General features: G+C 71.0%; 19 protein-coding genes. 7 read left to right on the top strand and 12 right to left on the bottom strand.

Features of this window, described 5'->3' with window-relative positions; all coding sequences use genetic code 11:
- The first annotated feature begins 109 nt into the window (after positions 1–109).
- Positions 110–814 (top strand): alpha/beta hydrolase, encoded by a 705-nt coding sequence (locus tag JJ691_RS48785; RefSeq protein WP_211766159.1) that lies wholly within the window; start codon positions 110–112, stop codon positions 812–814.
- On the opposite strand, the gene JJ691_RS48780 is transcribed toward JJ691_RS48785, so the two are convergent.
- From JJ691_RS48780 to dut, 4 genes are read right to left on the bottom strand one after another with little or no spacing between them, the layout of a single operon-like run.
- The gene (locus JJ691_RS48780; protein ID WP_211766158.1) at positions 788–1,546 is read right to left on the bottom strand and encodes a hypothetical protein; all 759 of its coding nucleotides are present in this window, start codon (positions 1,544–1,546) and stop codon (positions 788–790) included. The genes JJ691_RS48785 and JJ691_RS48780 overlap by 27 nt on opposite strands.
- A 49-nt stretch (positions 1,547–1,595) precedes the next feature.
- On the bottom strand, positions 1,596–2,438 hold the full coding sequence (locus JJ691_RS48775) for an aminoglycoside phosphotransferase family protein (RefSeq protein WP_211766157.1): 843 nt from the start codon (positions 2,436–2,438) through the stop codon (positions 1,596–1,598).
- A gap of 3 nt (positions 2,439–2,441) precedes the next feature.
- Complete coding sequence (locus tag JJ691_RS48770; RefSeq protein WP_211766156.1) at positions 2,442–3,086, bottom strand: DUF3710 domain-containing protein; 645 nt, start codon at positions 3,084–3,086, stop codon at positions 2,442–2,444.
- 6 nt (positions 3,087–3,092) lie between these two features.
- Positions 3,093–3,560 carry a dUTP diphosphatase gene (gene dut / locus JJ691_RS48765; RefSeq protein WP_211766155.1) on the bottom strand — a complete coding sequence of 156 codons (468 nt, stop codon included), beginning with the start codon at positions 3,558–3,560 and terminating at the stop codon, positions 3,093–3,095.
- 24 nt (positions 3,561–3,584) lie between these two features.
- Here dut and JJ691_RS48760 point away from each other — a divergent pair, with 24 nt between their 5' ends.
- Positions 3,585–4,058: a DUF3093 domain-containing protein gene (locus JJ691_RS48760; RefSeq protein WP_249227520.1), complete on the top strand. Its 474-nt coding sequence runs from the start codon at positions 3,585–3,587 to the stop codon at positions 4,056–4,058.
- Between the two features lie 69 nt (positions 4,059–4,127).
- On the opposite strand, the gene JJ691_RS48755 is transcribed toward JJ691_RS48760, so the two are convergent.
- A complete protein-coding gene (locus tag JJ691_RS48755; protein WP_116173883.1) occupies positions 4,128–4,427 on the bottom strand; it encodes a DUF4193 domain-containing protein in 300 nt (99 codons plus the stop codon).
- A gap of 514 nt (positions 4,428–4,941) precedes the next feature.
- Between JJ691_RS48755 and cei the strand changes: the two genes are divergently transcribed.
- Complete coding sequence (gene cei / locus JJ691_RS48750) at positions 4,942–5,652, top strand: envelope integrity protein Cei (RefSeq protein WP_211766154.1); 711 nt, start codon at positions 4,942–4,944, stop codon at positions 5,650–5,652.
- 151 nt (positions 5,653–5,803) lie between these two features.
- Here cei and JJ691_RS48745 read toward each other — a convergent pair whose 3' ends face one another.
- On the bottom strand, positions 5,804–6,610 hold the full coding sequence (locus tag JJ691_RS48745) for an inositol monophosphatase family protein (protein ID WP_211766153.1): 807 nt from the start codon (positions 6,608–6,610) through the stop codon (positions 5,804–5,806).
- Positions 6,611–6,714: 104 nt separating this feature from the next.
- Between JJ691_RS48745 and ppgK the strand changes: the two genes are divergently transcribed.
- The 3 genes from ppgK to JJ691_RS48730 all read left to right on the top strand — a co-directional run bounded on the left by ppgK (position 6,715) and on the right by JJ691_RS48730 (position 9,852).
- Entirely contained in the window at positions 6,715–7,476 is a 762-nt protein-coding gene (gene ppgK / locus JJ691_RS48740) for a polyphosphate--glucose phosphotransferase (RefSeq protein ID WP_211766152.1), read from the top strand.
- A 115-nt stretch (positions 7,477–7,591) separates the two neighbouring features.
- On the top strand, positions 7,592–9,037 hold the full coding sequence (locus tag JJ691_RS48735) for an RNA polymerase sigma factor (protein WP_211766151.1): 1,446 nt from the start codon (positions 7,592–7,594) through the stop codon (positions 9,035–9,037).
- Positions 9,038–9,672: 635 nt separating this feature from the next.
- The gene (locus tag JJ691_RS48730; RefSeq protein ID WP_211766150.1) at positions 9,673–9,852 is read left to right on the top strand and encodes a DUF7455 domain-containing protein; all 180 of its coding nucleotides are present in this window, start codon (positions 9,673–9,675) and stop codon (positions 9,850–9,852) included.
- A 160-nt stretch (positions 9,853–10,012) separates the two neighbouring features.
- Here JJ691_RS48730 and JJ691_RS48725 read toward each other — a convergent pair whose 3' ends face one another.
- From JJ691_RS48725 to JJ691_RS48705, 5 genes are all read right to left on the bottom strand, one after another.
- The gene (locus tag JJ691_RS48725; protein WP_211766149.1) at positions 10,013–11,182 is read right to left on the bottom strand and encodes an ROK family transcriptional regulator; all 1,170 of its coding nucleotides are present in this window, start codon (positions 11,180–11,182) and stop codon (positions 10,013–10,015) included.
- Between the two features lie 30 nt (positions 11,183–11,212).
- Positions 11,213–12,661, bottom strand: a complete 1,449-nt coding sequence (locus JJ691_RS48720; RefSeq protein ID WP_211766148.1) for a sugar ABC transporter permease — start codon at positions 12,659–12,661, stop codon at positions 11,213–11,215.
- 21 nt (positions 12,662–12,682) lie between these two features.
- Positions 12,683–13,456, bottom strand: a complete 774-nt coding sequence (locus JJ691_RS48715; RefSeq protein ID WP_211766147.1) for an ATP-binding cassette domain-containing protein — start codon at positions 13,454–13,456, stop codon at positions 12,683–12,685.
- Between the two features lie 135 nt (positions 13,457–13,591).
- Entirely contained in the window at positions 13,592–14,716 is a 1,125-nt protein-coding gene (locus JJ691_RS48710) for a sugar ABC transporter substrate-binding protein (RefSeq protein WP_211766146.1), read from the bottom strand.
- A 376-nt stretch (positions 14,717–15,092) separates the two neighbouring features.
- The gene (locus JJ691_RS48705) at positions 15,093–16,817 is read right to left on the bottom strand and encodes a DEAD/DEAH box helicase (RefSeq protein ID WP_211766145.1); all 1,725 of its coding nucleotides are present in this window, start codon (positions 16,815–16,817) and stop codon (positions 15,093–15,095) included.
- A gap of 184 nt (positions 16,818–17,001) precedes the next feature.
- Between JJ691_RS48705 and JJ691_RS48700 the strand changes: the two genes are divergently transcribed.
- Positions 17,002–18,150 carry a YihY/virulence factor BrkB family protein gene (locus JJ691_RS48700; protein WP_442912575.1) on the top strand — a complete coding sequence of 383 codons (1,149 nt, stop codon included), beginning with the start codon at positions 17,002–17,004 and terminating at the stop codon, positions 18,148–18,150.
- A gap of 175 nt (positions 18,151–18,325) precedes the next feature.
- Here the strand turns inward: JJ691_RS48700 and JJ691_RS48695 are convergent, their stop codons facing one another.
- Positions 18,326–18,559: a DUF3039 domain-containing protein gene (locus JJ691_RS48695; RefSeq protein ID WP_211772213.1), complete on the bottom strand. Its 234-nt coding sequence runs from the start codon at positions 18,557–18,559 to the stop codon at positions 18,326–18,328.
- Between the last annotated feature and the right edge of the window lie 2 nt (positions 18,560–18,561).

Here is an 18,561-nt window from a genome sequence, read left to right as displayed (position 1 = left end):
TTCTCCGCGCTCCTATGCGCCTTGTGGCCCCCACGCCGGGCCGTTCAACAGCCAGGGTAACCGCGCGGAGGCCCCCTCAACCGCCGCCGAAGCGGCAAGATCTGGCGTTGTGACCGACACGGCCGTCCTACTGCCCGGAACCGGATCGGATGACGTTTTCATCCGTTCGGTCTTCGCCGCCCCCCTGGCCGCCGCCGGGGTGACCCTGGTCGCCCCGGAACCGGTTCCAGGCCCGGATCTGGGCCGCCGGCACCTGCTGTCCCTCGACGCCGCCGTCACCTCCGCCGGACCCGTGCTGGCCGGCGGCATCTCCTTCGGGGCCCACCTGGCCGCCGAGTGGGCTTGCGCACACCCCTCCCGCTGCGCCGGACTGCTGCTGGCCCTGCCGGCCTGGCACGGCTCTCCCGCCGACTGCCCCGCCTCCGTCGCCGCCCGCTACTCCGCGTCCCTCGTCCAGCGCGACGGCCTCGAACCCACCCTGGCCGCCACCGACGTCTCCCCCTGGCTGGCCGCCGAACTCTCCCGCGCCTGGCGCCGCCACGGCCCCGGCCTGGTCGACTCGCTCCTCGCCGCCGCCGACCGCCCCGCTCCGACCCTGGCCCAGCTCGCGTCCCTCGACATCCCCGTCGGCATCGCCGCCGTCCGCGACGACCCCCTGCACCCCGCCACCGTCGCCGCCCAGTGGGCCGCCGCCATCCCCGGCGCCGAACTCCGCTCCCTGTCCTTCGCCGACTTCGGCGCCGACCGCTCCGCCCTGGGCCGAGCTGCCGTCGAGGCCTGGCAGGCGTCAGTCGCCGGGCGAGCTGCCGCGTGACGGCAGATCCTCCAGGCCATCCACTGCGCCGTGCAGCAGTTCGAGTGCTCGCGTGCCCGTGATCAGCGAATTCCCGTAGGCGGCGAGCACGGCACGCTTCCAGGCCGCGCCGGTGGTGCCGACGGTCAGGTCCTCCACGGGGACGGTGCCTAGCTGGGCAAGGAAGTCGCCCACTACCGGTGGAGTGGCAGCCAGCGACTGCTGCTCGACGGCGTCGATCAGCCCGAGGTCACCGGCTCGCTGCACGGCCAGATTCCAGGAGACGCGGTAGGTGCCGGCGACCCGAACCAGGGCCGGCCGGCGCCGGCTCGGGTCGCCGGGCCATTCCTGCCGCAGCGCCGACGCCGGCAGCAGCAGCGCCGCCGCGAACGCGTCGACGTTGTGGGCATCGCCGAAGAGGTGACGGCCGAGTTCACGCGCGGCCGCCGAGCGGCGATGTCCCGGATCGGCCTGACCACCGATGACGGCCGCGCCGACGCCGTCCAGCGTCATCGAGGCGCCGTCGGCCGCATGGTCGACGACAAGCAGATAGAGCCCGAACCGTTCGCAGACGTCCGCGAGCGCCGGCAACGGGCCGTCGATTTCGAGCTGGGCCCGTGCCTCCCGGGCCAGTGCCTCGGCCTCGGCCACACCGGTCGGGGGTGCGGCGGCCATGTGGATCTCTGGGGCACCGATCAGTCCGTGTTCGACCAGCCAGTGGACCGATGACGCGTGGTCCTTCAGGTCTGCCATAGGACGATCTTCTTGCATCCGGGGCGGCGAGAGCCAGCAGCCTGTCCCTTCAGGCGAGGCTGTCGGCCAGCTGCCGGAGCATGGGGGTGCTGGCGTCCTCCGCGCCCCGGCGGACCTGGGACATCAGCAGGAGCACGGCCATGGCCCGGGACCATTCGAAGGCCCGGTGCTCGTCGAGGACGTCCAGGGCGGCGATGCGGGCGCGGAGGGCGTCGACGGTGGCGACGTCGAGGAAGGCCCAGTCGACGACGTCGAGGTCGGGGTCGCCGAGGCAGGGCCGGGGGTCGATGGCGACGTGGCGGGAGCCAGCGGCCAGGACGTTGGCGGGGTGCAGGTCGCCGTGCACGAGGCGGACGACGGTGCCGGTGTCGGCGAGGCGGCGGGCGGCGGCGTGGGAGGCGGTCACCAGGGCCGGCGGCAGGCCGGGGTTGCGGCGCAGGGCCAGGTCGTACATGAAGTCGACGCGCTCGGCGACGGTGAGGAAGCCCGAGGTGGGCGCGGGGACGGAGCGGAGCTCGGCGAGCAGGCGGGCGGCGGGGCGCCAGTCGGCGAGCGGGGTGCCGGGCTCCAGGGCCTCGATGAGCAGGGCGCTGTCCTCGGCCGCGGAGTCGAGCACGGAGACGACGGCGGGACAGTCGGCCCAGGCCTGGAGGGCGGCCAGCTCGGTGGCGAAGACCTCGTGGTCGGGGGTGACCTTGAGGTAGGCGAAAGAGCCGTCGGACCGACGGCAGCGGAACGTGCACGAGGTGCTGCCGGTGCTCATCCTGGCCACCACCGACAGCCCCCACCGCGCGGCCAGCCGCTCGACCAGGGCCGCAACCCCGTCGAGCCACGGCTGGACGTCCGGACCGAAGCGCTGGCGGAGGCGCTCGGTCGTGTGGTCGGACAGCAAGGGTCAGCCCTGCTGCTGGGCCTGGATGTGCTGGGCGATGGCCGGCGGCAGCTCGACCGGCAGCGGCGTGCGCACCGGCTGCGGGGCGACGCCGCGGACCACGACGGTGCCCCGGACGACGTTGCGCAGCAGTTCGGAGGCCATCACGTTGTGCTCACCGGGCCCGGCGACCACGCCCCGCAGCATCCACCGCGGACCGTCGACGCCGATGAAGCGGAGCACCACGTTGTTGGCGGTGGCGGCCAGCTCGGTCCCCCACTCGCCGGCCTCCTTGATCACCCGTGCCCCGTCGCCGCGCAGCTGGGTGACCAGCTCCTCGGAGATCTCCGGCCACAGGCCGCCGGTCCGCGGCGCGGCGTAGGCGCTGACGGTGATCTGGCCGATGGGCGTCACCAGGTGCACGGCGCGGACCGGACCCGACGGGTCGACCTCGACCTGCAACTGCGCCCCTTCGGGCACCGGAACCCGCACCGAGCCCAGGTCGAGCCGGGACAGCCCGTCGGCGGGCTCGTCGGCCTCGTCGAACGGGCCGCTGGTCGCGGCCTCGACCTCGACGGGCTCCTCGGCCTCGTCGTAGTTCGGCACCCCCAGGCGGCCGGAGTCCTTGTTGACATGGTGCCGCCCGCGCTTGCCGCGCTTGCCGAACATTCCTCGTTACTCCTTCGTGCCTGTGAGCACCGCGTGCCCGCCGGTCGATCCGTAGCCGCCGACGCCGCGCTCGGACTCGGGCAGCTCGGCGACCTCCGTGAAGGCCACGTGCTCGACGCGCTGCACGACCAGCTGCGCGATCCGGTCGCCCCGGCGCAGCTGGATCGGCTCGCGGAGATCGTGGTTGATCAGGCACACCCGGATCTCGCCGCGGTAGCCCGCGTCGATGGTGCCGGGCGTGTTCACCACGCTCAGGCCCACCCGGGCGGCCAGCCCGGAGCGGGGGTGCACGAATCCGGCGTAACCCACCGGCAGCGCGATCGCCACACCGGTGCCGACCACGGCGCGCTCGCCGGGCTCGATGACCACGTCGGCGGTCGTCACAAGATCCACGCCGGCGTCGCCGGCGGTGGCATAGGACGGCACCGGAACGCCGGGATCGATTCGGGAGAGGAGGACCTGCACGCTGGACACGGCGCGTGACACTACCCTGGTGCCGTGACCGAGAGCGTGAGTGCGGTGGCAAAGACCAAGCCGGTGTTCGCGGAGCGGCTGTACGTGCCGTGGTGGGGCTGGCCGCTGCCGGTCGTCGCGGCCGTGCTGATGGCCGCCGAGGTGCACATGGGCTACCCCGGCGTGCGGGCATGGCTGCCCTACGTCATCACGATCCCGCTGGTGGTGGGCGTGATGCTGTGGCTGGGCCGGGCCACCGTGAAGGTCGTCGACGACGAGCTGTGGGTGGGCGACGCCCACGTGCCACTGCGCTTCATCGACGAGGTCGAGGTCATCCCGGCCAAGGCCAAGCGCAAGGCGCTCGGCCCGGACCTGGACCCCACCGCGTTCGTCTCGCACCGCGGCTGGGTCGGGCCGGTCCTCCGGGTCTACCTCAACGACCCGGCGGATCCGACCCCGTACTGGCTGTTCAGCGTCCGCAACGCGGACAAGCTGGCCGCCGTACTGCAGCACAACTGACCCCCAGAACGCCTGAGCCTCGCGCCGACGGCGCCGGGCGCCTCCCGCGCGCCGGCCGGTCGCGTTCGCTCAGGCGCAGTCCCGGCAGATCAACTGCCCGTTGTGCTCCTCGGCCAGTCGACTCCGGTGGTGCACCAGGAAACAGCTGGAACAGGTGAACTCGTCAGCCTGCTTCGGCAGCACCTTGACGGTAAGTTCCTCGTTCGACAGGTCGGCGCCTGGCAACTCGAAGTTCTCATCCGGTGCATCCACATCGACGTCGACCACGCCGGACTGCGTCTCGTTGCGCCGCGCCTTCAACTCCTCGAGGGAGTCCTCGGCCAGGTCGTCGTCCTGGCTCCGGCGCGGAGCGTCGTAGTCGGTCGCCATACTTCTTTCACCCCTGCAGTCAACATTCAGACTGTGTTCGTGCCGCTGGTCAACGTTCCAGGGCCCCTGTTTGTGCCCGCCGTCGGAAGTGACGGTGGTCTCGCTCCGTGCCGGCTGCCACCCAGTGATCGTTCATCGATTTTCAGCCGCACCCACAGTGGCCCGGAGCGGAGGGATGATAGCCCACTGCGCAAGGGTTCATGCACACACTCACCCATCCGTGGTCCTACCAGGCGGGATCGGCCCCGTTCACGGGGGAATTCCACCGGGAAACCCCTTGCCCGCGCGGCCCAGGCGTGATGCGATCGCCCCTGAGCTGTGCTGACGGTACGCGCACGGCCGATCGCGGGGCGCGATCGGGGGCGGCACCGCGACACGGACCGGACACGGACGACGGAGTCGACCGACGCCGGTCGGCCGTAACGCCTAGGCTGATCACAGGCGACGGTCCAGGTACAGGGGTGTGCACCACTTGCGACGCGTCGCGTCGGTCGGGGTCAAGGAGGGCGGGGACGTGACTGCGCCAGTCGGGGTCAGAGGGAAGGGGAAGCCGCTTTATCGCAAGCGGCGGCCGTGGCCCGCCCTCGTCCTGTTCATCATCCTGGTGGTCGTCGCGGGCTTCGTCTGGGTGAAGGTCATCAACACCGACGACGACGTGGACGCGGCCGTGCGCTGCAACGCCCCCGGGCCGCTGCCGGTCGGATCGGCCCCGCCGGCCACGCCCGCCCCCAAGCTGGGCGACGTGCTGTCCCACGACGCGCTGGACAAGACCGCGCCCGCCCCGGCCGCCCAGGTCCAGGTGCGGGTCTACAACGGCGGCGAGACCCGCAACCAGGCGGCGATCGTGAACTCCGCGGTGCTGCAGGCCGGCTTCGCCAGCGCCGGCGCCCCGGCGAGCGACCCGGTGTACCCGGCCAGCGACCTGAACTGCCGGGGCCAGATCCGGTTCGGCCCCAACGGCGCCGCCGGCGCCCGAACACTCAGCATTCTGGAGCCGTGCGCGGAGCTGGTCCGCGACGAGCGCCAGGACGGCACCGTCGACCTGGTCGTGGGCAAGAAGTACGACGAGTTCCGGGTCAACTCCAGCGCCAAGCAGGTGCTCCAGGAGCTGGCCACGTGGGCCCAGAAGCAGCCGCCGGCCCAGGGCGGGCAGCTGTCCCAGCCGACCGGCCAGGCCCCGGTGAGCATCGACCTCATCAACGCTGCCCGCGCTGTGCACTGTTAATCGGCGCCGCCTTCGGCGTCGCGGCTCGGCCCCCGGGTAGCCGATGCCTCGCCCTTGCTGGATTTCACCCGCCGCGTCGGCTTGGTGGTGGGTGAAATCCAGCAACCGTGCGAAGCATCGGCGGGGCCTCGCGATCCGTTGCCAAGGCAGGTCAGACCTTGCCGAAGCCGCTCTCCGCGAGGGCGGCCCTGAGCTGGTCGGCGATGCCGGGCGCGGCCGCGAACGTCGCCTCCGCGCCCAGGCCGTCATGGTCCTCGCCGGGGAACCGCACGACGGCGCCCGCCTCCTCGGCGATGAGCCCGCCGGCGGCCCAGTCCCAGCGGTGCAGGCCGTGCTCGACGTAGGCGTCCTCCCAGCCGGCCGCGACCGCGCACAGGTCCAGCGAGGCCGCCCCGCAGCGGCGGATGTCCCGCACCCGGCCCAGCATCCGGCCGATCGCCTCCGCCTGCCGCAGCCGCCGGGCGTGGTCGTAGGAGAAACCGGTCCCCAGCAGCGACAGCTCCAGCCGGGTGGTCGCGGCGGCGCGCAGCGGTTTGCCGTCCAGGAAGGCGCCGCCGCCCCGGGCGGCCGTCCAGACCCGGCCGGAGACCGGCTCGATCACCGCGCCGGCCACCGACACCCCGTCCAGCTGGGCCGCGATCGACACCGCGTACCAGGGGTGGCCGTAGAGGTAGTTGACGGTGCCGTCGATCGGGTCGACCACCCACACCAGGCCGTCCGTCGACGAGGTCCCGCCCTCCTCCTCGCCCAGCACGGGCTCGCCGGGGCGCAGTTGGGCCAAACGGTCGCGGACCAATTGTTCGGACGCGCGGTCCGCGGCGGTCACCACGTCGGTTTCACTGGACTTGGTGTCCACCTGGGTGACAGCGTGATCGCGGGCGTCGCGGACCAACTCGGCGGCCTCGGCCCCGACGGTGACGGCGATCCTGACGAGTTCCTCGGATTCAGCGGCTAGCACGCCGCCAACCGAACCACACACGTTAGGGTCTGCGCACACTCCCGAAGACCCGCTCTGGGTCGAGGACTGGCAGCGGACTGAATCGAGTAGGAAGGGTCCGACGGATGGGCACAACCCGCGGGTTCGGGATCGACATCGGTGGATCCGGCATCAAGGGCGGACTGGTCGACCTGGAGACCGGCGAGCTGGACGGCGAGCGACTGCGCATCGTCACGCCGCAGCCGTCCACCCCGGACGCGGTGGCCGACGTGGTCGCCGAGATCGTGGAGAAGTTCGGGTGGACCGGCCCCGTCGGGGTCACGCTGCCCTGCGTCGTCAAGCGCGGCGTCGCGCTGACCGCCGCCAACGTGGACAAGGGCTGGGTCGACACCGACGCGGCGGCCCTGTTCGCGCAGCGGCTCGGGCGGGCCGCCGACGACGTGGTCGTGCTCAACGACGCCGACGCCGCCGGCCTGGCCGAGGTCCGCTACGGCGCCGGCAAGGACCAGTCCGGCGTGGTGGTGCTGCTGACCTTCGGCACCGGCATCGGCAGCGCCGTGTTCCTCAACGGGCGGCTGCTGCCCAACACCGAGTTCGGCCACCTGGAGGTGGACGGGCACGACGCGGAGAAGCGGGCCGCGGCGTCGGTGAAGGAGGACAAGGACCTGTCGTGGGAGGAGTGGACCCACCGGGTCAGCCGCTACCTGCGCACGCTGGAGGACCTGATCTGGCCGGACCTGGTGATCGCCGGCGGCGGCGTCAGCAAGAAGGCCGACAAGTGGCTGCCGCTGCTCAAGGTGCGCACCAAGGTGGTCGCCGCCGCGCTGAAGAACGAGGCCGGCATCGTCGGCGCGGCCGCCGCGGCCACCCACGGGATCGGCCACTAGTGGTACCTCGAAAAAACTGACCGAATCGTGTTCCGGCGATCTACCTGCGGGAACACGGAAAAAGGGCCCGTCGGAGGCCGTGTGGCGGCAACGCGGCACGGCCTTCGTCGTTACAATGGAACAGCGCCCACGGTCAGCAACCGCCCGGGTGCTCCCCCGAAACCCCCTGGCGGCCGAGGTTCGCGCCCTTCGGCCTGCCGTGAAGGACCGTCGCGAAAGGGCGTACGTGGCAGCCGCAGAAACCGCAACCCGACGCTCCGCCACCCCCGCGAGCGCCGCCGCGAAGGCAAAGAAGCCGGTCGACGCCGAGGAGGCCGTGAAGGCCACCCCGGCGCGTGGTGCGGCCAAGACCGGCGCCGCGAAGACAGCGGCCAAGAAGCCGGCCGGCCCCCGGGCCGCCGCCGCCAAGAAGACAGCGACCGGCAAGGCCGCGCCGGCCAAGGCCAAGAAGGACGGCGACGGCGAGGAGCCGGATCTCGAGGGCGAGGTCGAGCTGGACGCGGCCGAACTCGAGGACGTCGTCGTCGAGGACGTCGTCGAGGAGCCGGACGAGGAGGAGACCAAGGACAGCTCCGACTTCGTCTGGGACGAGGAGGAGTCCGAGGCGCTCCGGCAGGCCCGCAAGGACGCCGAGCTCACCGCCTCCGCCGACTCCGTCCGCGCCTATCTCAAGCAGATCGGCAAGGTCGCCCTGCTCAACGCCGAGGAGGAGGTGGAGCTGGCCAAGCGGATCGAGGCCGGGCTCTACGCCGCCGAGCGGGTGCGCAAGGCCGAGGACGAGACCGAGAAGCTGCCCCCGCAGATGCGGCGGGACCTGCGCTGGATCGTGCGGGACGGCGAGCGGGCCAAGAACCACCTGCTGGAGGCCAACCTCCGACTCGTGGTGTCGCTGGCCAAGCGCTACACCGGCCGTGGCATGGCGTTCCTGGACCTGATCCAGGAGGGCAACCTGGGCCTGATCCGCGCGGTCGAGAAGTTCGACTACACCAAGGGCTACAAGTTCTCCACGTACGCCACGTGGTGGATCCGGCAGGCGATCACCCGGGCCATGGCCGACCAGGCCCGCACCATCCGCATCCCGGTGCACATGGTGGAAGTGATCAACAAGCTCGGCCGCATACAGCGCGAGCTGCTCCAGGACCTCGGCCGCGAGCCGACGCCGGAGGAGCTGGCCAAGGAGATGGACATCACACCGGAGAAGGTGCTGGAGATCCAGCAGTACGCCCGGGAGCCCATCTCGCTGGACCAGACCATCGGCGACGAGGGCGACAGCCAGCTCGGCGACTTCATCGAGGACTCCGAGGCCGTGGTGGCCGTGGACGCGGTGTCGTTCACGCTGCTGCAGGACCAGCTCCAGTCGGTGCTGGCGACGCTGTCCGAGCGGGAGGCGGGCGTGGTGCGGCTGCGCTTCGGCCTCACCGACGGCCAGCCCCGCACCCTGGACGAGATCGGCCAGGTCTACGGCGTGACCCGGGAGCGGATCCGCCAGATCGAGTCGAAGACGATGTCCAAGCTGCGTCACCCGTCCCGGTCCCAGGTGCTGCGGGACTACCTGGACTGAGCGGTCCCGGTTCGACTCGAACGCCCCGTTCGGCCCTTCGGCCGGACGGGGCGTTCGCCGTCCGGCCACTCCCCTAGATCCACTTGAGGTGGGGCGTTCACCTCGGCGATGGTCGTTCGTGGCCCCCAGTTGGCCCGTGGGACGCCGTCACGCCGTCTCGAGGGGCGCAAAACCGGGGGCGGGGGCTGGAGGGCTCACGGGGGCTGAAAACGGGGTGCGGGCGGTTGTTCGCCAGAAGCGAATCTTACGCTCTGTAGTGTGACTCATCCCACAACAGGGGTGGCGATACGAACCCGGTCGTGGTTCGCTGACGTAGCTTGAGTACCTGAGTTCGTTGCGGTGAGTCATGTTGGACCCGATCCGACGACAAAACGTAACCTCCTCGGGACCTGGCGAGGGCTCCGGCAACGGACCATCGACAGGGTGGGATGTCACGGAGTGTGGCTTGCTACATCCGGGTGCATCTCACGTGACGGGCGTCGCCACGACGGTCGGGAACACCGACGAGGCGCCGAACGTCTGCAAGAGTGATGGCAGCGAGCACCAGGAGACCGACGGGCGGCGACCCGGAGGCCGGTGGTCGCAGCTGTAGTAGGCACCGGAAGCACCCGGTGCCGGGACGGAGGGAGATTTCCATGACGACCTTGCTCACCCGCCCCGAGCTGACCGCTGTCGACCGCTGCGACCGGTGCGGCGCAGCCGCTCAGGTACGCGCCATTCTCCCGTCCGGAGGCGAGCTCCTGTTCTGCGGCCACCACGCCCGCGAGCACAACGCCAAGCTGCGTGAGCTCTCGGCCGAGATCCAGCAGGGCTGAGCCCACAGGGTCCGAACGGGGCAGACGAACCCAAATCCATAGGCGAACGAGAGGCGCGGGCCGGTGTGGGCCCGCGCCTCTTCGCTACCCCGACCAACCGTCATGAAGGGCCCCATCCTCACGTTCAACATGAGGATGGGGCCCTTCATGACACAAGTCGCTAGCCGGATAGGGCCTGTTGGAAGGCCAGCTCGGCGGCGCCGATGATCTTGGCTTCCTTGCCCAGTGGGGAGGCCACGATCTGGATGCCGCCGACGGCCCGGCTGACCAGGCTGCGCTCCCGCACGGTCTCGGCGGCCTCGTTGACGACGGCGTCGGGCAGGGCGGCCAGCAGGTCGCCCAGCACCACCAGCTGCGGCCCCAGCAGGTTGACGATGTTGATCAGGCCGATGCCCAGCCAGTCGGTGAACTCCCGAAGACGGCTCAGCGCCGCCTGGGGCTCGTCGGCCAGGGCACGCAGCTCGCCGACGACGGCCTCCCGCGGCGAGCTCTCGGGGATGCCCAGCGCCCGGCACAGGGCGTCCTCGCCGACCTCGGTCTCCCAGCAGCCCTGGCAGCCGCAGTAGCAGGGCCGCCCGTCGGGCCGCACGACCATGTGCCCGAGCTCGCCGACGTAACCCCCGCTGCCGCGCAGGGCGGCCCGCTCGGAGATGACCCCGCCGCCGACCCCGACGTCCACCGACACGAACACCATGTCGGCGGCCTCGGTGGCCACGCCGCGGGTGTGCTCGGCCAGCGCCCCGAGCTCGGCGTCGTTGCCGACCAGCACCGGCCGGTGCAGGGCGGCGGACAGCCGCTCCCCCACCGGCACGCCGGCCCAGTGCAGGTTGGGCGCCTCGTGCACGAAACCGTCCCGCCGGACGACGCCGGGCACCGACACGCCAACCCCGACCGGCTCGGACCCGATCCGCTCGGCCAGCCGACGGCCGGCGGTGCCGACCTTGGCCAGCAGGTCGTCGGGCGACCCGGCGCCCCGGGGCAGCGTCCAGCCCCGGGTGCCGAGCACCTCGCCGCCGAAGCCGACGGCGGCCACCGTGGTCTGCTCCACGCCGACGTCGACGGCCAGCACCCACAGCGACCGCGGCTGCGGCAGCACCAGCAGCGACGGCCGGCCGGCGCCGGTGCGCTTGGCCGAGACCTGCTCGACCACCACGCCGGCGTCGGCCAGGCCGTCCACCAGAGCCTTGATCGTGCTCCGGTTGAGCCCCAGCTCAGCGGCCAGTTCCGCCCTGGTGCACGGCCCGCCGACGTGCAGGCGGCGCAGCAGGGCGGTCCGGTTGTGCCTGCGGACCTCGTCGGGACGTGTACCCGCGGTTGGCGGACCGCTCACCGCACACCCCTTCGTGCCCCGTCGGAGCTGCTAGTGACCGGTCGCCTTGGCCCGCCGGCGCGACACCGCGTCGACGGTGGCGGCCAGCAGCAGCACCACGCCGGTGACGATGCTGACCACGGCGGCGGGCTGGCCGAGCAGGCCCAGGCCGTTGCTGACGATCGCGATCACGAAACCACCGATGATGGCGTTGGAGATCCGGCCCTTGCCGCCGAACAGCGACGTGCCGCCGATGACCGCGGCGCCGACGGCGAACAGCAGCACGTTGCCGCCACCGGCGTTCGGGTCGACCGAGCCGACCTTGGACGAGTAGACGATGGCGCCGACCGCGGACACGGTGGAGGCGATCACGAACACGCTCATCCGGATCTTGGGCACGTTGATGCCGGCGCGGCGGGCCGCCTCGGCGTTGCCGCCGACGGCGTAGATGTGCCGGCCGTACTTGGTCCGGTCCAGCACGAAGGTGCCGGCCACCAGCAGCACCAGGATGATCGGCACCACGTAGGGCACACCGGAGATGGTGACCCGGTCCGGGTTGGGCGAGCGGTTGAGCGTGAGCAGGTAGGTGGCCACCGCGCCGAGCACGACCACCGCGCCGACCTTGATCATCATCAGCGTGGTCGGCTGGGCCACCAGGCCGCGGCGGACCCGCCCGAAGTGCCGGAACAGCACCACGGCCGCGTAGCCGCCGGCGAAGATCACGAACAGGATCCAGCTGCCCAGGGTGTCCAGGTTGTTGTTGGCCACGCCGAACAGCACCGGGTCGTTGCTGATGGACAGCGTGCCGCCGTCGCCGATCAGCTTCAGGATCACGCCGCCCCAGGCCAGGAACAGCGCCAGGGTCACGACGAACGACGGGATGCCGATCTTGGAGATCATCACGCCGGTGAGGCAGCCGATGACCGTGCCGACACAGACCGCCAGCAGCATCTCGATCCACGGGTTGGCCGGCACCCCGAGCACCATCAGCAGCAGCGCGACCAGGGACAGCACGGCGCCGGGCCAGATGCGCTGCCAGACGGAGACCACGATGGCGATCACGCAGCCGACCGCGAACGCGTCGAAGACGGTGTCGCCCATGCCGGCCAGCAGGTTGCCGCCCTTGACGTAGTGCAGTGCCAGCACGGCGGCGGCGACGCCGGACCCGGTGCCGGCGGACAGGTCGATCTCGCCGAGCAGCAGCACGAACACCAGGCCCATCGAGATGATGGTGACGCCGGCGCTCTGCGCGAGCAGGTTGGCGATGTTGTTCAGGGTGAGGAACGAGCTGGACGCGGCGGCGAACACGATCACCAGCACGACCAGGCCGAACAGGGCCGGCAGCGAGCCGAGCTCGCCGCCGCGGACGCGGTCGACGTAGTCGCGCAGCGCCTGGGCGGTGGAACGCCGGGTGGTGTCGATGCCGAAGTCGGCGACGGCCTGCTCCTGCGCGGCCGGCTTCTGGTCCGACGGCGGGGCGGCGGCGGGTGTGTCAGTCATTTCGAAGCGATCCCTTGCAGTTCAGACCGTGGCGACTTCGGGCTTGGCCAGGCCGATGTCGCCGGACCGGCCGGCGGTGATCAGCTCGACGACCTGCGTGTTGGTCAGGCTCTTGGTCGGCAGCTGGGCGACCATGCGGCCGAGGTAGAGCGTCGCGACGTTGTCCGCGACCTCGAAGACGTCGTTCATGTTGTGGCTGATCAGCACCACACCCAGGCCCTGGTCGGCCAGCCGGCGCACCAGGTCGAGCACCTGGCGGGTCTGGGCCACGCCCAGCGCGGCGGTCGGCTCGTCCAGCAGCACGACCTTGCTGTCCCACAGCACGGCCTTGGCGATGGCGACGGTCTGCCGCTGGCCGCCGGACAGCGACGCGACCAGCGTGCGCACCGACTTGACCGTGCGCACCGACAGCGAGGCCAGCGTCTCGCGGGCGGCCTGCTCCATGTCGGACTCGTCGAGCATGCCGTACTTGCCGCGCTCGCGGCCGAGGAACATGTTCTGGACGATGTCGAGGTTGTCGCACAGCGCGAGGTCCTGGTAGACGACCTCGATGCCGTACGCGGCGGCCTCGCGCGGGCCGTTGATGTGCACCGGCTCGCCGTTGAACAGCACCTCACCGGAGTCGATGCCGTGGATGCCGGCGATGCACTTGACCACCGTGGACTTGCCGGCGCCGTTGTCGCCGACGAGCGCGGTCACCTCGCCGGGGCGGATCGCCAGGTTCACGTCGTGCAGCACGTGGACGGGCCCGAAGCTCTTGTTGATCCCGCGCAGTTCGAGGATCGGCTCGGTCATGGGGATGTACTCCAGACTGTCACTGCCCGCTCCCGTCGGCGGCGGGGGTGTCGGGCATGGGAAGCCGCCGCGGCCGGCCCGGGTCGGGGGTCCGGGGCGGCCGCGGCGGCGGCCTTGGGATGCGCCGTCAGCGGGTCAGTTGATGCCCGCGGCCGCGCAGAGCGGGGCCACGTCGCCGGTGCACACGTCTTCCTTCTTGACGGCGCCGGCCGCGATGACGTCCTTGACCTTGTCCTTGGTGATCGACTGCGGCGTCAGCAGCAGGGACTTGACCTGGCGCTTGGTCGTCGGGTCGGTCACCGTCTGGGTGGCGATCTTGTCGGCGTCCGCGGCGCTGTTCTTCAGCAGCGCGGTGGCCAGCTTGGCGGCCGCGTCGGCCTCCTGGTCGATCGGCTTGTACACGGTCATGTACTGGTCGCCGCGCAGGATGGCCTTGAGGCCGTCGGCGGTGGCGTCCTGGCCGGTGACCGGGACCTTGCCGTTGAGGCTGTTCTTCTTGAGGATGTTGATGACCGCGCCGGCCAGGCCGTCGTTGGCCGCGAGCACGCCGTCGACCTTGCCGCCGGCCGAGGTCAGGAACTGCTCGAAGACCTGGCCACCGGTCTGGTTGTCCCACTTGTCGATGAACTGGCTGTTGAGCAGCTTCAGCGTGCTGTTGTCGTACAGCGGCTTGAGGACCTGCTCCTGGCCGTCGTGGAACAGCGTGGCGTTGTTGTCGGTCGCCGCGCCCTCGATCTCGATGACGCTCGCGCCCTTCTTGTCCTTCAGCGAGTCGGCCAGGGCCTGGCCCTGGAGCTTGCCCACCTGGACGTTGTCGAAGGACACGTAGTAGTCGGCGCTGCCGCCGGCGTTGAGGCGGTCGTAGTCGATGACCGGCACGCCCTGGGCCTTGGCCTTCTGCTCCACCGCGGCGCCGACGGCGCCGGTGGTCGAGGCCAGGATCAGCACCTTGACGCCCTGGCTGAGCATCTGGTCGGCCAGCTGCGAGACCTTCTGGTCGTCACCCTGCGCGTTCTGGATGATCGGGTCGAAGCCCTGGGCCTTCAGCTTCTGCTCCAGCAGCGGGTGGTCGAAACCCTCCCAGCGGGCGGAGGTGGTGGTCTCCGGCAGGATCACGCCGACCTTGGCGCCGTTGCTGCTCGAGCTGCCAGCCGAGGTGCTGGCGCCGCCGCTCCCGGTGCTGCTGTTGGCTCCACACGCGGTGACCGCCAGCGCGAGCCCGGTGCTCGCGGCGAGCACGGCGAGAGTTCTGCTCCGCATCCGGCTGTTCCCTTCATCGTGGCGCGGGTCACTCCAGGAGCCCGCGAAAATGTTGTGGCGCAGAACATATGCCCCCGGAGCACCCGCCGAAAGTGGGGTGAAGCGGTTAAGTTCAGTTCTGCCGACACGATGCGGCAACGGCCCGGTAACCGGAAGGCCGCCGCTACACCGAAAGGCCGCCTGTCAACTACGCATTGTGACTAAATTGGGGTGAACGCACGGCGACGGCTTGCACGGTTGGCCGCCGGGCCTGCGTCAAAAGGATCACCGGTCCAACTACGGACAGGTATGAGAGCGCTACCAACTGCCCTGCCCCCATCCGGTCGTGCGGTCTAGACCACACGCCGGTGTGAGCCCGGAGTCACCGGGCGCGGGGTCACCAGGAGCGCAGCGTCGCGATGCGTTCCTCGAGCTGCTCGACCGACGCCATCGCGGTCGGCGGACCGCCGCAGTAGGCGCGCAGCTCGCTGTGGATCTTGCCGTGCGGCTTCTTGGTCCGGTGGTGGTGCATCGACACCAGGGTGTTCAGCTCGCGCCGCAGCTCGGCCAGCCGCTCCTGGGTGGTGCGGGCGCGGGCCGGCTGCTGGGCCACGGGCTCCGGCTCGGTCGCCTTGCGCGCGGACACGTCGGCCAGCTGCTTGGCCTGCCGCTGGCGCAGCAGCGTGCGCACCTGGTCGGGCTCCAGCAGGCCGGGCAGGCCCAGGTAGTCCTGCTCCTCCTCGGTGCCGACCATGGCCGCGGTGCCGAACGAGTTGCCGTCGAAGATCAACTGGTCCAGCTCGGCCGAGGCGCCCAGCGAGGTGTAGCCCTTCTCCTCCTCGCCGTCCTCGTCCTTGGTGCGGTTGGCGTCGGAGAGCAGCTCGTCGTCCCAGCCGTCCTTCTCCCGGTGGGGCTTGCCCAGCACGTGGTCGCGCTCGGCCTCCAGCTCGCTGGCCAGCTGGAGCAGCACCGGCACGCTGGGCAGGAACACGCTGGCCGTCTCGCCGGGCCGCCGGGACCGCACGAAGCGGCCGATCGCCTGGGCGAAGAACAGCGGCGTGGACGAGCTGGTGGCGTACACGCCGACGGCCAGCCGGGGCACGTCGACGCCCTCACTCACCATCCGGACCGCGACCAGCCAGCGGGCCGTGGTGGCCGAGTACTCGGCGATCCGGCCGGTGGCCTTGGGGTCGTCGGAGAGCACGACCGTCGGCGGCTCGCCGGTCAGCCGCGTGATGATCTCGGCGTAGGCCTTGGCCGACTCCTGGTCGGAGGCCAGCACCATGGCCCCGGCGTCCGGAATCGACTGGCGCACCTGGTTGAGCCGCTGGTCGGCGGCGCTGATCACGGCCGGCATCCACTCGCCGGTCGGGTCCAGCGCGGTCCGCCAGGCCCGGGCGGTCTGCTCCTGGGTCAGCGGTTCACCCAGTCGGGCGGTGAATTCCTCACCCGCACCGGTGCGCCAGCTGGCTTCACCCGAGTAGGCGAGGAACAGCACCGGCCGCACCACGCCGTCCCGCAGCGCGTCGGAGTACCCGTACGAGTGATCCGCGCGGCTGCGCATCTGGCCCGCGCCGTCGGGCTCGTAGTTGACGAACGGGATCGGGCTGTCGTCGCTGCGGAACGGGGTGCCGGTCAGGGCCAGCCGGCGCACCGCCGGCGTGAACGCCTCGCGGATCGCGTCGCCCCAGGACTTCGCGTCGCCGCCGTGGTGCACCTCGTCCAGGATCACCAGTGTCTTGCGGTTCTCGGTGCGTACCCGGTGCAGCGTCGGATGGGCCGCGACCTGGGCGTAGGTGACCGCGACGCCGTTGTAGTCGTTGGAGGTCTGCCCGGCCCCGTTGCGGAAGTTGGAGTCGATGGCGATGCCGGCCTCGGCCGCCGCCTTGGCCCACTGGTGCTTGAGGTGCTCGGTCGGCGTGACGATGGTGACCCGCTCCACCGTGCGGTCGGCCAGCAGCTCGGCGGCGACCCGCAGACCGAAGGTGGTCTTGCCGGCGCCGGGCGTGGCCACCGCGAGGAAGTCCTGCGGCTTGGTGGTCAGGTACCGGGTCAGCGCCCGGCGCTGCCAGGCCCGCAGCGGCCGGGCCGCGGTTGTCGTCGGGTTGAGGGTGTCCGTCAACGCCGTTCACCCTCCCTAGCTGCGACAACCTGCCGATGACGTGCGAATGCCCTCACGGTGGGGTTCCCTGAGGGCTGAGGGCAGCTTACCGAATCGGCCCCGGACGCACCGCTCGATGGGTTGTGCGGATGGCCACGAGATGACGTTTCGGGGGCCAGTCCGGCCAAAGATCCGGTGATGCCGCATGCTTTGGGGTGCCATGGGTCAGCAGCCTGAGCAGGACAGCGGCGCGGTCGCACCGGTCAAACGGGGGCCGTGGCGACTCGTGGTGCGCACGGTCACCAAGGCCTGGTTCGGCGACATCTTCTCCGAGGCCGCCGAGGCCGCGTTCTGGCAGACGCTGTCGCTGCCGCCGCTGCTGCTGGGTCTGCTCGGACTGCTCAGCTTCGTCGGCGACTGGTTCGGGCCGCAGCTCGTCACCGCCGTCGAGACCAAGATCCTTTCGTTCTGCCACAGCATATTCAGTCAGAACGTGGTGGACCAAATCATCGCCCCGACGCTGGTCGGCATCCTCACCGGCGCGCACACCGAGGTGGCCTCCATCGGCTTCCTGATCTCGCTGTGGGCCGGTTCGTCGGCGATGGCCTCGTTCGTGGACGCCATCACCGCGGCGTACGGGCAGCACGACGTGCGGCACCCGGTGTGGCAGCGGATCTTCGCGCTGTTCATGTACGTCGTCGGGCTGCTGCTGGCGGTGATCGGCCTGCCGGTGCTGGCGCTGGGGCCGGACCTGCTGGCCACCGTGGTGCCCGGGCAGTGGCGGCCGCTGGTGCAGCAGCTGCTGAGCACGTTCTACTACCCGGTGATGGCCGTGCTGCTGGTGCTGGCCCTGACCACGCTGTACAAGGTGGCGCTGCCGCGCAAGCTGCCGTGGCATCGGGGGCTGCCCGGAGCCGGGCTGGCGATGGTGATGTTCCTGCTGTCCAGCATCGGGCTGCGGCTCTACATCGGGTGGATCACCACCACCGGCTACACCTACGGCGCGCTGGCCACGCCCATCGCCTTCCTGCTGTTCACTTTCTTCCTCGGCATGGCCATCGTCGTCGGCGCGCACTTCAACAGCGCCATCGAGGAGCTGTGGCCAGCCAAGATGACCCGGCGGCAGCGGCGGCGCTGGCGCCGGCTGGAGCTGGAGCGGGCCGCGGTGCAGATCCGCGCCGGCGAGCAGGCCAAGCAGTGGCTCGACAGCCAGCCGGAGCAGGAGACCGCCGAGCTGAACAACGGGTCATCGGTGCTCAAGAACGTCACCGAGAAGTGGCAGGCCCCGTCGCCCGCCGACGTCAACGACACCGAGCAGTTGAAGCGTCCGTCGGCAGGGCGTCAGAGCAAGTAGCTACCTGCACGCCAACACACCGCGAGGCCCCGCCGATGCTTCGCCTGGTTGGCGGATTTCGGCCGCCGCCACCCTACGCACGCCCCGCCCGAGCCGGATGCGGCGGGCGAAATCCGGCAAGGGCGAGGCGTCGGCTACCCGGGGGCCGAGCCGCGACGCCGGAGGCGGCGCCATGTCACTGCTTCATGGCCTCGTAGATGCGCTTGCACTCGGGGCAGACCGGGGAGCCGGGCTTGGGCGACTTGGTGACCGGGAACACCTCGCCGCACAGGGCCACCACGTGCGTGCCCATCACGGCGCTCTCCGCGATCTTCTCCTTGCGCACGTAGTGGAACATCTTCGGCGTGTCGTCGCCGGTGGTGTCGGTGCCTTCCGGCCGGGTGTCGGTGTCGGGCAGCGTCTGGGTCATCG

This window comes from Kutzneria sp. CA-103260, assembly GCF_018263855.1.
Taxonomy (GTDB): domain Bacteria; phylum Actinomycetota; class Actinomycetes; order Mycobacteriales; family Pseudonocardiaceae; genus Kutzneria.
The sequence above is the reverse complement of the archived record's forward strand: the minus strand, read 5'-3'. Positions and strand labels throughout refer to the sequence as shown.